This is a genomic window from Streptomyces sp. CC224B (assembly GCF_030010595.1).
Lineage (GTDB): Bacteria > Actinomycetota > Actinomycetes > Streptomycetales > Streptomycetaceae > Streptomyces > Streptomyces longispororuber.
This window is the reverse complement of the sequence record NZ_JASCXL010000006.1, coordinates 1-12,954: the sequence shown is the minus strand read 5'-3', so window position 1 is coordinate 12,954 and position 12,954 is coordinate 1. Positions and strand designations below refer to the sequence as shown.

13 protein-coding genes and 1 pseudogene are annotated in these 12,954 nt (G+C 74.2%); 5 read left to right on the top strand and 9 right to left on the bottom strand.

Annotated elements, in window-relative coordinates; genetic code table 11:
• Nucleotides 1-194: 194 nt before the first annotated feature.
• The gene (locus QK440_RS04060; protein WP_282791633.1) at nucleotides 195-890 is read left to right on the top strand and encodes a L,D-transpeptidase; all 696 of its coding nucleotides are present in this window, start codon (nucleotides 195-197) and stop codon (nucleotides 888-890) included.
• Nucleotides 891-987: 97 nt separating this feature from the next.
• Here QK440_RS04060 and QK440_RS04055 read toward each other — a convergent pair whose 3' ends face one another.
• Complete coding sequence (locus QK440_RS04055) at nucleotides 988-2,073, bottom strand: NADH:flavin oxidoreductase/NADH oxidase (protein ID WP_282791543.1); 1,086 nt, start codon at nucleotides 2,071-2,073, stop codon at nucleotides 988-990.
• Between the two features lie 138 nt (nucleotides 2,074-2,211).
• Between QK440_RS04055 and QK440_RS04050 the strand changes: the two genes are divergently transcribed.
• Complete coding sequence (locus QK440_RS04050) at nucleotides 2,212-2,586, top strand: helix-turn-helix domain-containing protein (protein ID WP_282791542.1); 375 nt, start codon at nucleotides 2,212-2,214, stop codon at nucleotides 2,584-2,586.
• 152 nt (nucleotides 2,587-2,738) lie between these two features.
• On the opposite strand, the gene QK440_RS04045 is transcribed toward QK440_RS04050, so the two are convergent.
• Both QK440_RS04045 and QK440_RS04040 read right to left on the bottom strand, forming a co-directional pair.
• Complete coding sequence (locus tag QK440_RS04045; protein ID WP_282791541.1) at nucleotides 2,739-4,109, bottom strand: FAD-dependent oxidoreductase; 1,371 nt, start codon at nucleotides 4,107-4,109, stop codon at nucleotides 2,739-2,741.
• A 149-nt stretch (nucleotides 4,110-4,258) separates the two neighbouring features.
• The gene (locus QK440_RS04040) at nucleotides 4,259-4,885 is read right to left on the bottom strand and encodes a DUF305 domain-containing protein (protein ID WP_282791632.1); all 627 of its coding nucleotides are present in this window, start codon (nucleotides 4,883-4,885) and stop codon (nucleotides 4,259-4,261) included.
• A gap of 314 nt (nucleotides 4,886-5,199) precedes the next feature.
• Here QK440_RS04040 and QK440_RS04035 point away from each other — a divergent pair, with 314 nt between their 5' ends.
• Entirely contained in the window at nucleotides 5,200-6,708 is a 1,509-nt protein-coding gene (locus QK440_RS04035; protein WP_282791540.1) for a hypothetical protein, read from the top strand.
• Nucleotides 6,709-6,732: 24 nt separating this feature from the next.
• Here QK440_RS04035 and QK440_RS04030 read toward each other — a convergent pair whose 3' ends face one another.
• A complete protein-coding gene (locus tag QK440_RS04030; RefSeq protein ID WP_282791539.1) occupies nucleotides 6,733-7,377 on the bottom strand; it encodes a TetR/AcrR family transcriptional regulator in 645 nt (214 codons plus the stop codon).
• A 213-nt stretch (nucleotides 7,378-7,590) separates the two neighbouring features.
• Here QK440_RS04030 and QK440_RS04025 point away from each other — a divergent pair, with 213 nt between their 5' ends.
• Nucleotides 7,591-7,830, top strand: a complete 240-nt coding sequence (locus tag QK440_RS04025) for a DUF2630 family protein (RefSeq protein WP_282791538.1) — start codon at nucleotides 7,591-7,593, stop codon at nucleotides 7,828-7,830.
• 132 nt (nucleotides 7,831-7,962) lie between these two features.
• Here QK440_RS04025 and QK440_RS04020 read toward each other — a convergent pair whose 3' ends face one another.
• The 5 genes from QK440_RS04020 to QK440_RS04000 form a co-directional block, all read right to left on the bottom strand.
• Nucleotides 7,963-8,361 (bottom strand): hypothetical protein, encoded by a 399-nt coding sequence (locus QK440_RS04020; protein ID WP_282791537.1) that lies wholly within the window; start codon nucleotides 8,359-8,361, stop codon nucleotides 7,963-7,965.
• Between the two features lie 186 nt (nucleotides 8,362-8,547).
• Nucleotides 8,548-9,249, bottom strand: a complete 702-nt coding sequence (locus tag QK440_RS04015) for an HAD-IA family hydrolase (protein WP_282791536.1) — start codon at nucleotides 9,247-9,249, stop codon at nucleotides 8,548-8,550.
• Nucleotides 9,250-9,328: 79 nt separating this feature from the next.
• On the bottom strand, nucleotides 9,329-10,036 hold the full coding sequence (locus QK440_RS04010; RefSeq protein WP_282791535.1) for a phosphatase PAP2 family protein: 708 nt from the start codon (nucleotides 10,034-10,036) through the stop codon (nucleotides 9,329-9,331).
• A gap of 33 nt (nucleotides 10,037-10,069) precedes the next feature.
• Entirely contained in the window at nucleotides 10,070-11,002 is a 933-nt protein-coding gene (locus QK440_RS04005; RefSeq protein WP_282791534.1) for a M56 family metallopeptidase, read from the bottom strand.
• A 368-nt stretch (nucleotides 11,003-11,370) separates the two neighbouring features.
• Nucleotides 11,371-11,928 (bottom strand): DUF5134 domain-containing protein, encoded by a 558-nt coding sequence (locus tag QK440_RS04000; protein WP_282791533.1) that lies wholly within the window; start codon nucleotides 11,926-11,928, stop codon nucleotides 11,371-11,373.
• Between the two features lie 308 nt (nucleotides 11,929-12,236).
• Between QK440_RS04000 and QK440_RS03995 the strand changes: the two are divergent.
• Nucleotides 12,237-12,954 (top strand): annotated as a pseudogene (locus QK440_RS03995) (FUSC family protein); the annotation flags it as partial.

Here is a 12,954-nt window from a genome sequence, read left to right as displayed (position 1 = left end):
CGGCCCGGAACCGCGGGGCGGGGCGGTCGCCGGGCCGGCCGGCCGGGCGGCCCGTCCGGCGACAAAACACCCCCTGTTACACACCTGTGTCAATTCACCCTGCAACGAACCCCGGGCATCGACTGTCTAGCAGGGGGAATCCACACGTGGACATGACGAACGATGACGAACGACGCATGAGGGAGCGGACAACAGTGGGGGACATACGCAGACGAGGAGCCGTTGCCCTGGGGATCACCGTGCTGGTGGCCCCGCTCACGGTGGCTCTCGGAGCCGGCAGCGCACAGGCCGCGTCGTGCTCGACGCAGACCGGGCCGTACCAGAAGCAGGTCGAGAAGTTCCTCGGCCGCCCGGTGGACGGCAAGCAGTCGGCGGCCGACTGCAAGGCCATCAAGGCCTTCCAGACCAAGCACAAGATCACCCCGAACGCCGGGTACGCGGGCAGCGTCACCTGGGGTGTCATGAACCTCATGAACAAGCAGAAGGCGGTCGGCAACAACCCCAACAAGGCGGGCAAGTGCCCGACCGACAAGGGCCGCATCGCCTGCGTCGACCTCACGCTCCAGCTCAGCTGGATCCAGGACGGCAAGACGCTCAAGTACGGCCCGGTCCCGGTGCGCACCGGCCGCAACGGCCACGAGACCCGCACGGGCCTGAAGAAGGTCTACTGGCGGGACATCGACCACGTGTCGAGCCTCTACCACGTGCCGATGCCGTACAGCCAGTTCTTCGACGGCGGCCAGGCCTTCCACTCGGTCGGCATCAGCGTCTGGTCCCCGCCGGGCTCCCACGGCTGCGTCAACATGAACAAGAAGGACGCCGTGACGTACTGGAACATGCTGCGCAAGGGCGACGACGTCTTCGTCTACGGCCGCAAGCCCGGCACCTGAGCCGCGGCGGCCCCCGCGTCCGGCCCGCCGCCGGACCACGCACGCACAGCGCCGCCGGGAGGGAGTCCTCCCGGCGGCGCTCGCGCGTCCGCGCGCCTCAGACGGAGCGCAGGTACTGGTTCGGCACGTGCACGTCCGCGCCCAGCTCGCGGGCGGCCCGGCGGGCGAAGGACGGGTCGCGCAGCAGCTCCCGGCCGAGCAGGACCGCGTCGGCCTCGCCGTTGGCGAGGATCTTCTCGGCCTCCGCGACCTCGGTGATCAGTCCCACGGCCGCGACGGGCAGGTCCGTCGCGGCCTTGACCCGGGCGGCGAAGGGCACCTGGTAGTGCGGCCCGGCCGGGATGCGCACGCCCGCGGCGTTGCCGCCGGTGGAGACGTCGAGGAGGTCGACGCCGTGCTCCTTGAGCAGCGGCGCGAACCGCACGGTGTCGTCGGCGGTCCAGCCGGGGACGCCGTCCTCCAGCCAGTCGGTGGCCGAGATCCGGAAGAACAGCGGCTTGTCGTCGGGCCACACCGCGCGCACGGCGTCGACGACCTCCAGGGCGAAACGGGTACGGCCCGCGAAGTCGCCGCCGTAGGCATCGGTCCGCCGGTTGCTGTGCGCGGAGAGGAACTCGCCGATCAGATAGCCGTGCGCGCCGTGCACCTCGGCGACATCGAAGCCCGCGGCCAGGGCGCGCCGGGCCGCGTCCGCGAACTCGCCGACGATCCTGCGGATGCCGTCCACCGTCAGCTCGGTGGGCACGGGGTGGCGCTCGTCGAACGCCACCGGGCTCGGGCCGACCGGCTGCCACCCGCCCGCGTCCGGGCCGAGCGGGCCGCCGCCGAGCCAGGGGGCGTCGGTCGCCGCCTTGCGGCCCGCGTGGGCGATCTGGATGCCCGGTACGGAGTGCTGGCTCTTGAGGAAGTCGGTGATCCGGCGCAGCGGCGCGATCTGGTCGTCGTTCCAGATGCCCAGGTCGTAGGGGCTGATACGGCCCTCGGGGCTGACCGCGGTGGCCTCGGTGAGGATCAGTCCGGTGCCGCCCGCGGCACGGGCGGCGTAGTGGGCCAGATGCCAGTCCGTGGCGACCCCCGCGCCGGGCCCGGTCGCCTCGGCGGAGTACTGGCACATCGGCGCCATCCACACGCGGTTGGGGATGGTCAGGTTCCGCAGGGTGTAGGGCTCGAACAGCGCGCTCACGGCGGACTCCTTCGAAGAGGGGTGGGCGTACGACCCTCGTACGATAGGCACCGTAGTACGGGACCTGTCAAACTACGAGAGGTCTCGTACGATGAGGGCGTCCCGTACGCCAGTCCGCCCGTCCGCAGGGGAGCCGCCATGACGACCGCCGCACCGAGCACGCGCGTGCTCGACCACCCGGCGCGCGACGACATCCGCCTCGAGGGCGTGCTGCACGCGCTCTCCGACCCGCAGCGGCTGCTGATCGTGCGGGAACTGGCGCGCCGCGCCGCGGAGTTGACCTGTTCGGACTTCGAGCTCCCGGTCACCAAGTCCACGTCCACGCACCACTTCCGCGTCCTGCGCGAGGCGGGCGTGATCCAGCAGATCTACCGCGGCACGGCCAAACTCAACGCCCTGCGCCGCCCCGACCTGGACACCCTGTTCCCCGGCCTCCTGGACAGCGTCCTCCTGGCAGCGACCCGCCAGGAGGAAAGAGCAACAGCCGAAAGCACCCCGTCCGGCGGCGTCTGAGGACAAGGCCGAAGGCCGTCTAGTCACCCGCAGGGGGAAGGGGAGGCGCGATGGACGGGGGAATCAGCCCGTCCGGCGTTTGAGGACGAGGCCGAAGGCCGATCAACCCAAGCCGAAGCTCCCCTCAGCCCCAAGCAAGGGCCACCCCCCGCTCAGCCAAGCGCAGCGCCCCGCGCAGCCGCTTCGCGAAGCCCCGCCCAGTCCGGGATCTTCACCGACCCGCGCCCCAGCGACCGCCCCAGCTCCGCCTCGGCCCGCTCGATCGCCAGCCAGCCGGGCCACTCGATCGGCTCGGCCCCGGCCGCCCGCAGCGCGGCCGGCGGATCGCCCGGCACGGCCCGCCGGGCCAGGGCGGGGGCGTCGTCGAGCAGGGACAGGGCCGTCTCCTTGGCGCACGGCCGGTTCGTGCCGATCACACCCGTGGGCCCGCGCTTGATCCAGCCCGCCACGTACTCACCGGCCGAGACCGCGCCGTCCCGCAGCACCCGGCCCGCCGCGTGCGGCACCGTACCGCGGGCCGGGTCGAAGGGCAGCCCGTCGATCGGCACCCCGCGATAGCCCACGGAGCGCAGGACGAGCTGCGCCTCGATGTCCTCGTAGGTGCCGGACCCGGTCACCCCGCCGTGCCCGTCCGGCAGCGTCCGCTCGAACCGGACGCCGCCCACCCGGCCCGCCGCCTCGGTCACCGCCACCGGCCGCAGGTAGAACCGCAGCCGGATCCGGCGCGCCCGCCCGCGCGGGGGGCGGCCGGCCCAGTCGCGCAGCACCTCCACGTTGCGGCGGCTCGCCGCGGGCAGCCCCGACGGGTCCGCGTACGCCGGGTCGAGCGCGAGCTCCTCCGGGTCCACGACCACGTCGGCGTCGGGCAGGGAGCCCAGCTCGCGCAGCTCCTTCGTGGTGAAGCGCGCCTGCGAGGGCCCGCGCCGCCCCACCATGTGCACCTCGCGCACCCGGCTCTCCGCCAGCACGCCGAGCGCCTCGTGCGGCATGTCGGTGGCCGCCAGCTCCGCGGCGCCGCGCGCGAGGATCCGGGCCACGTCCACGGCGACGTTCCCGACGCCGATGACGACGGCCGTCTCCACGCCCCGCACGAAGCGGTCCGGGGGCCCGCAGCCGCGCACCGCCACGTCCGGGTGCGCGCTGTACCAGGACACGAACTCCGTCGCCGAGCAACTGCCGGGCAGGTCCTCGCCGGGCACGCCGAGCCTGCGGTCCGCGGCGGCGCCCACGCAGTACACGACCGCGTGGTAGCACTCCCGCAGCCGGGCCGGGGACACCCCGCCGGGACCGATCTCGACCCCGCCGAAGAACCGTACGCGCTCGTGCTCCAGGACCGCCCGCAGGTTGTTCTGGAGGGACTTGATCTTCTCGTGGTCGGGCGCCACGCCGTAGCGCACCAGGCCGTACGGGCACGGCAGCCGGTCGAGCACGTCGACCCGCACCCCGGGCACCCGGTCCTGCTGCACCAGGCTCTGGGCCGTGTAGACCCCGCTCGGACCCGATCCCACGACGGCTACGTGCACGGCGGCGCTCCTTCCGCGAGGTGCCCCCGGGACGGCTGGATGCCGGTTGGTCCCAGCATCGCACCGGGGCGCCCGCAGGGGGAGAGGAAGCGTCGCCCGGATGGCGGGGCGCCGTCCCGGGCGAGCCGACGGCACCCCGGCGGGCGAGGTCAGCCCGTCATCCCACGCATCCGGTTGATCTCACTCGTCTGCTGCGCCACCACATCGTTGGCCATCTCCTCGACGAGGAGGTTGTTGCCCTCCGAGAGGACGTCCGTGGCCATGGTGAGCGCCCCCTGGTGATGCGTGATCATCAGCTTCAGGAAGAGTTCGTCGAAGGCCTCGCCCTTGGCCGCCCGCAACTGCTTGAGCTGCGCCGGGGTGGCCATGCCGGGCATCCCGGCGTGGTCGTGGTGCCCGCCGTGCCGCGGCTTCCCGCGCTTCTCGCCGTGGCTCTTCAGCCACCGCTCCATGGCGCCGATCTCGGGCTTCTGGGCGGAGCTGATGCGGTCCGCGAGCCGCTTCACCTTCGTCGACCGCGCCCGCTCGGGGACGAGCCGGGTCATCTCCAGGGCCTGGGTGTGGTGCGGGATCATCTTCTCGACGTAGTCGAAGTCCGCCGAGTTCGGGCTGTCGTCGTCGGTCCGCTTCCTCGCGGCCTCCTCGGCGGACAGCGTCGCGGCTGTCTCACCGGGCTTGCCGGGCGCGATCACCGAAGGCCCGGACGACGCACCGGACTTGGCGTCGGAGCCGCCCCCCGAACCGGACCCCGAGTCGCAGGCCCCGCCCCCGAGCACGACGGCCGCCACGAGCGCGGCCACGGCCCAGCCGCGGCCGAGGGACACCCGCGCAACGGGCGTACGCGCGCCGGACGTACGGGCGGCGGAGGCCCGCGCGACGGACGGAGGGGCGCAGGACGTACGAAAGCGGGGCACGGCAACCTCCTGGTGCGGGCGGGGCAGTTGGGTCCGTACGGGCACGTCGGGTGAGTATCACCCGTGTGGAATGTTCATGACGACCCTGCCGCCCTCTGTTGATCTGTGCATGTAGAGCACGATACTGCGGGTGTCCGTGAACCGTTCACCGTCGAACGGCCACAAGGGAGGACGCAGTGACTTTGTTGCACGAAGCCCGAACGCGGCGCAGACGTCTGGGAGTCGCCACGGCCGCGGCCGGGCTCCTCGCCGCGCTGCTCACCGCCGTGCCCGCGGCGGCGACCCCGGACCCGGGGGACAGCCCCGCGGCCCCGAAGAAGGTCTCGAAGTCCGACGCCGCCGACACCAGGCGGGCGATCAGGGACGGGAAGATCCCCGCGCCCGACGAGATAGTCCACTCCGACAACATCGAGCACCTCGCCAACATCCCCAAGGACGCGCTGCCCGGCACCAACTCCGACCTCGCCTTCCAGGGCAAGTACGCCTTCGCCGGAAACTACGACGGCTTCCGCATCTTCGACATCAGCAACCCCAGGAAGCCCAGGACCGTCGCCCAGGTGCTCTGCCCGGGGTCCCAGAACGACGTCTCGGTCTCCGGCAACCTGCTGTTCCTGTCGACCGACTCCTCGCGCAGCGACAGCTCGTGCGCCAGCACCACGCAGCCGGCCACGGAGAAGTCCTCCTGGGAGGGCATGAAGGTCTTCGACATCAGCGACAAGCGCAACCCGCGTTACGTCGCCGCCGTCGAGACCGCCTGCGGCTCGCACACCCACACGCTGGTCCCCGAGCGTTCCGACGTGTACGTCTACGTCTCCTCCTACGCGCCGAACGCGGCGTTCCCCGACTGCCAGCCGCCGCACGACGGCATCTCCGTCATCAAGGTGCCGCGCAAGGCCCCGCAGAAGGCGGCGGTCGTCGGCTTCCCCGTGCTGTTCCCGGGCGAGGGCCCCGACGGCGGCGGCAACCCGGGCGCCCCGACCAACCCGGGCGTCTCCAAGACCACCGGCTGCCACGACATCACCGTGCTGCCCTCCAGGGACCTCGCGGCGGGCGCGTGCATGGGTGACGGCATCCTGTTCTCCATCAAGGACCCCGAACGCCCGAAGGTCATCGACCGGGTCCAGGACAACGTGAACTTCGCGTTCTGGCACTCGGCGACCTTCAACCAGCGTGCCGACAAGGTCGTGTTCACCGACGAGCTCGGCGGTGGCGGCGGCGCCACCTGCAACGCCGAGATCGGCCCGAACCGCGGCGCCGACGGCATCTACGAGATCAAGGGCCGGGGCGACAGGAGCAGGCTCGTCTTCAAGAGCTACTTCAAGATCCCGCGCCACCAGGCGGACACCGAGAACTGCGTGGCCCACAACGGCTCGCTCATCCCGGTCAAGGGCAAGGACCTCATGGTCCAGGCCTGGTACCAGGGCGGCGTCTCCGTGTGGGACTTCACCGACTCCACCAGGCCCAAGGAGATCGCCTACTTCGAGCGCGGCCCGATCTCCGCGGACACCCTCGTCGGCGGCGGCTCGTGGTCGGCGTACTACTACAACGGCCACATCTACTCGAACGACATGGTCAAGGGCTTCGACGTGCTGAAGCTCCACGACAAGCGCACCGCCCCCGCCGAGCGGGTACGGCTGCGCGAGCTCAACGTGCAGACCCAGCCGGAGTACTTCGGCCACCACTGAGCCGGTGGTCCGGACCGCCCGGGGTCATGGCGCCCCGGGCCCGGCACCGGCCCGGTACGTCCCGTCGGGCGGTTCGTCGCCCGGCGGGACGCCGAGCTTCCAGTCCAGGCCGTAGCGCTGGAACAGCTCCGCCCGCAGCCGCGCGAACGGCATCGGCGCCCCCGGGATCAGCAGCGCGAACACCGCGCCCATCAGCAGGGCGCGCAGCATCCGGTAGTCGGTCTCCGCGTCCGGCGCGCCGTGCTTGTCCACCGTGTCGCGCAGCAGGGAGGCGAGGCGCTGCTGCTCGGGGCACTGCACGAAGCCCTCGGCCTGGAGGATGCCCGCCATGTGCGTCCGCATCAGGACCGGCCGGTCCCGCGCGAGGCCCAGTATCGCGTCGATGGCGCGGGCGAGCAGCTCGTCCCCGTCCTCGGTGCGCGGCTCCCGCTCCAGCGCCTCCTGCAACGTGAGGTGCATGAGCCGGTGCACCGCCGACTGCAGGAGCTGCCGCTTGCCCGGGAAGTAGTACGACACCAGGCCGCGCGCGGAACCGGCGCGGTCGGCGATGTCCGCGAGCGTCGTCGCCTCGTAGCCGCGCTCGCCCACCAGGTCCACCGTCGCCTGCAGAAGCCGCTCCCGGGAACGCCGCCGCAACTCTTCATTGACCGATGGGCTACGGGGGGACATCCTGTAACTCCTGCGTTGACTGGCTCACAGCCAATATACTCAGGGCATACCGGCCCTGGCCGACAGGGGCCGGTGCTGCCTGGGGGCAGGTAACACCGCGGGGGAGTGTTGCCTGCCCACAGGTGCGTCCCGTGACGCCCCGCCCGCGCTCTCCTCGCCGATCCGGCGCCGTCTCCTTACAGTGATCCAAAGGGGCAGAGGAGGCGCGTGAACATGGACCAACAGCAGATCCTGGCGCGGATCACCGAGATGGTCGACGCCGAGAAGACCCTGCGGGAGTCACTGGCGACCGGGGCGATCGACGAGGCGACGGAGCGGGCCCGCCTGGGCGATCTGGAGCGCGAGCTGGACCAGTGCTGGGAGCTGCTGCGCAGGCGCCGGGCCAAGGAGTCCTCCGGCGGCGACCCGGTGCGGCTACGCCCCACTGCGCGCGTCGACACCTACGAGGTCTGAGGGTCCCGCGTCCCTGTCACGCCTCACCCCCTCGGCCGGGCGTGTCGCGCCGCGCGGTCGCCCTCGGGCAACGAGCCGTGGCCGCGCCGGTCCGGCGCGCAGCCGCCCGCCGGCGCAGGGGCCGGGCGCCGCTCAGCGAGAGGGCCGATCGGCATCGGGCCGCGGTTGACGGGTGATGTGGCAGCCGGTGGCCTTCAAGAGGGTTCCCTCGACCGTGACGGCGGTGCAGTCCGCCAGTTGGTCGTCGTAGCGGACGAAGCCGACACGGGGCGGCACCCCGTATACCTCCGCGGAGTAGAAGGCGTCGACGAAGAAGGTGTAGGGGGCGCCGGAGTCCGTGAAGTCGGGGCAGGAGGCCAGCTCCGCGCGCAGGCTGCCGCGGTGCGACAGGGCGTCCCGGTGCCCTGAGGCGCTGACGCAGTGAGCGGTGGTCGCGGCGCTCGCGGGAGCGGGCGAGGCGAGGGTGAGGGCGCCCGCCACGCCGATGATCGTCGCCGTGGCGGCCAGGGCGCGGCGCGGCCGTCTCCTCATGCGTGCTCCCGAGGCGGTGTGGGTGCGGCTGTGGGTGTCGGTAGCAGTGTCGACGACCGGTGGTTGCCGGGACAGACAGGAACCGGTCGTTCGACCGGGCCGGGCGGAATGGGACGAACCTCCGTCCGTGGCGCAGGCCCGGTGCGGGTCCGTACGGCGGGCGGTGCGCCTCGGGCGCGTGGGGCGTCAGGCCGGGGAGGCCAGGGTCAGGACGTGGCGCAGGGCGTCCGGGCGGGCCGCGGCCGGCAGGTGGTCCACGAAGTGGACGGTGCAGCCGAGCGTGGCCGCGCCGCCGTCCGCGCGGCGGTCGTCGCCGACCATGAGCGTCTCGGCGGGGTCGACGCCCAGCACCGCGCAGGCGTGCGCGAACAGGCGCGGGTCCGGCTTCTGGACGCCGTGCTCGAAGGACAGGGCGTACGTGTCCACGTACGGGTGCAGGCCGTGCGCGCGGAAGACGGGCCGCGGGTCCCAGCCGATGTTGCTGACCACGCCGACCCGCACCCCGCGCGAGCCGAGCACGCGGACGACGTCGAGCGCGTCCGCGTAGGGCTGCCAGGCCTCCGGGGCCATGTGGCGGTCGTACAGCGCCTCGTACAGGGCCGGGTCCGGCAGCGGCACGGTCCTGGCCAGAGCGGTGTAGGCGGCGCGGTGCAGCTCCGCGCTCTCGTCGCGCCGGGCGACGAGGGTGGCGAGGTGCGCGGGCACGTCCAGGGCCGGGGAGCCGCCCGGCAGCGCGCCCGCCCGGTCCAGCGCCGCGGCAAGGCGGGCCTCCTCCCGCGGCGGCAGGGCGAGCCCCCGCGCGGTGAGCGCGGCCCGCAGCCAGGAGGCCGCGGACTCGATGCGGAACAGCGTTCCGGAGAAGTCGAACAGCACGCCTTTGATCGCCATGCCGCGATCCTCCGCGGCCGCCGAGGGCGCGGTCAACCACCCCTCGGCGGGCGGGCCGTGCCCCGGCGGACCGGCCCGGTCAGGCGCGGGTCTCGGCGGGCTCGTCGAGGACCGGCCGCCGTGGGGCGGGGGCGTAGCGCTCGTACAGGGCGATCGCCACGGTGACCGTCAGCGCGCCGAGCAGCCAGCCGGCGACGACGTCCGAGGCCCAGTGCACCCCCAGCCACACCCGGGTGAGGCCCACGCCGACCACGGACACCACGGCCACGGCGAGCCCGGCCCGCCGGACGGTCGCGCCCAGGCCGTACAGACGCGCCAGCCAGAGCAGCAGCCCGCACGCCACGGCCGCCGTCATCGCGTGCCCGGACGGGAAGGACGCGTAGTGCGCGGAGTCCACCGGGTCCGGCCACCGGGGCCGGTCCCGGCCCACCGCCGCCTTCATGCCCTGCTGCAAGATCGAGGCCGCCAGGCAGGTCCCGGCCAGCCACAGCGCGAGCCACCAGGCCCGCTGCCCGGCGAGCCACAGGATGACGACCGTGCACAGGGCGCGCATCGTCCACGGGTCCCACACCCAGTCCGTCAGGACGCGGGCGACGTCGGTGGCGCCCCGGTGCTCCACCGCCCAGCGGTGCGTGGTGCGCGCCACGTCGCCGTCCAGTGTGAGCAGCGGCTGCCACTCGGCGGAGACCAGGACGAGCAGGAGCAGTGACGGCACGGCGAGCAGCAGGGCCGCGCGCGGGGCGCGGGAGGCGGGCCGGGGCGGGGGCGGGGGCGGTGCGGAATCCATGGAACGATCCTGGACGACGGACGGCGGCGGTGCCTAACCGAGCGCGCGGAGCGCCGGGACGAACGCCACCAGGAGCGGTACGACCGGCACGAGCGCGGCGGCCGCGGTGAGCCGCAGCCGGCGTCCGGCGGTCAGCCGGGGCCGGGCGGCCAGCAGCCGGTGCACCCGCTGCGGCACGTGGGCGTGGGCGGTGGGGCAGGGACCGAACACGCCCCGGTCCTCGTTCAGTTCGACGAGGGCCAGGGCGATCGTCAGCCGGCCGAAGCGGCGCGAGGCCACGTCGTCCGCGGCCAGCTCCACCAGCCGGTGCATCTCGTCGCAGAACGCGGCGAACACCGGCACCTGCGGGAAGCCCGCGGCGAGCGCCGCCGAGCAGTGCAGCAGCCAGTCGTGCCGGGCCCGCGCGTGGCCCTGCTCGTGCGCGAGCACCGCGTCGAGCTGGCGGCCCTTGAGGCGGCGCAACGCGGCGGTGGTGACGACCAGTTGGGGCGCGGTGCCGGGCAGCCACCAGGCGTCCGGCTGCTCGCCCTCCAGGACGACGAGCCGGTCGGCGCCGGGCTCCTCGCCGGGCAACAGCGGGGCGCGCACCACCAGTTCGGCCCGGCGCCGGGCGCGCCGCGCCCGGGCCAGCGCGATCTCGCGGGTCAGCATCACGGCCGTCCAAGCGCCGCCGCAGGCCAGCGCCACCGCCGTCACGGTCGCCCACGGCGTCTGGCCGAGCGCGTACGCCTCCACCACGCCGCGCGGCGCGGGCGCGAACAGATGGCCGCGCACCGCCTGCCAGGCGGCCGCCGCGCTGAACGTCATGGACAGGGCGCAGCAGAGCAGGACGCCCGCCACGACGCACTGCCAGGCCCACAGCGCGACCACCGGTTCGCGCTCCGGCCACTCCGCCCGCGCGAGCATCCGGGGAGCGAAGACGGCGGTCAGCACGCCCAGCAGCAACAGCGCGACGGGGACCATCATGGGTCAACCCTATGAGGGGCGCCCCGCGCGGGGATACGGGCCCTCCCCGTGAAGTGACGCATGCCACGCCGGGCCGCCGACGCCGGCCGGGCCGGTCCTGTCACAGAGGCTCGGCGTCTGGCGTACTGGTCCCGTCACGGGAACCTGGCGCCCGGTGCCGCCGCGGAAGCCCGCCGCTCGGCGGACCGGCTCCGCCGCAGGAGCCCGCCGCCCGGCGGACCGGTCCCGCGACGGAAGCCCTGCGCCCGCCGCCTGAGCCCGCCACGCGAGCCCCCCACCCGGTCCCGCCACGCGAACCCCCGCCCGGCGGGCCGACCCCCGTCACGGGAGCCCGCCGCCCCGCGGACCCGGCCCCGCCACAGGAGCCCTCACAGCGTCAGGAGCATCGCCAGCATCCCCATGCTCATCGCCAGGCGGCACACCAGCGCCAGCTCCGGCCGGTCCGCCCAGCGCACGACGCCCGCCTCCGGGGCCGCCGCCGCGCCCACCGGCGCGAGCCGGGCGCCCGAGGCCAGGACGTGCGCGGTGAAGTACAGCAGCAGGACGCCGGTCAGCGCCGGGACGCCCCCGCCGCCGTGCCCGCCCCCGTGGGCCCCGCCCGGGGCGGTGGTCATCGCCGCCGACATGTAGACCATCGCCCCGGCGCCGAGCAGGTGGTGGAGGTGGTGCGGGTCGCGCCGGGCCGTCCACGCCGTGCGCAGCCCGGCGGCGGCGAACACCGCCGTGTACACGAGCCAGGCGCCGCGGGGCGGGGACAGCACGGCGGCCGGGACGGCCATCACCGCCATGCCGAAGCCCATCAGGGCCTCGCTGCCCGCCGCGCGGCGCTGCTCCGCGACGGAGCTGCGGGTGCGCAGCAGGCAGTAGGCGCCGCTCGCCGCGCAGAGCGCCACGAGCAGCCAGCTCGCCGAACCGGGTCCGTGCACCGGGCACCTCCTCGATCGACGGTCGTCGCCGTTGACGGGTCGATGCCCGGGACCGGGGCGGCGTACGGGAGCGCACGGGTGTACGGCGGGAGCGCGGACGGGGAGCGGGGCGGGCTCACCACGGGCCTCGCGCCGGGTGCGGTGCACGTGCCTCCCGCGCCCGGAGCACGGCCGCGCCTCACGCGGGGCGCGACTGAGCGCGACCCCGCCCCGCCCTGCCGCGCTTGGGGCGTGACCGGGCCGCCGGAGCGTGACTGCCTGCGCCCTCATTTATTTTTCAGGTAAAACACTTGCTAACCTTCTCTCTCATGAGCAGCGCCCCACCCCCGACCCGCCCCTCCCGCCCGGGCTTCCGCACCCGCCCGGGCTTCCGCACCCGCCCGGGCTTCCGCACCCGCCCCGCCTCCCGCACGCACCCGCACCGACTGCCGCTCGCCGGCGTACTGCGCCTGAACGCGCCCTCGGACATCTGGTTCAAGCCCGCGCTGAGCGTCGTCGCCGCCACCGCCGTGCCGCATCTGACGCTGCTCGCGCTCGACCGCCTCGACCTGGTGATGTACACGATGGCGGGCTCGTTCTGCGCCCTGTACACCCACCAGTTCCCGTACGCCGCCCGGGCCCGCGCCCTGGCCTGGGTCGTGGCCGGCATGGCGGCGAGCGTGGCCGTGGCGCTGACCGCCGCCGCGCTCGCGCCGGGCGCCGCGGTGCTCGTCGCGGTGGGGGCGCTGCTCGCTGCCGCCCAGAAGGCCCTCTGCGACGCCACCCGCGTCGGCCCGCCCGGCCATCTGATCCTGACCTTCGTCAGCTCGGCGAGCCTGTTCGCGCCGCAGCGCCTCGGCCAGGTGCCCGGCCACCTCGCGATGACGCTCGGCGCCGGGGCACTGGCCTGGCTGGTGTGCATGGCGCCCGCGCCGCTGCGCCCGCACGGCCCCGAGCGCCGTGCCACCGCCCGGGCCCTGCGCGCGAGCGCCGCCTACGCCGACGCCGTGGCCGCCGCCGCTCCCGACGGCACCGGGGAGGCGGCCG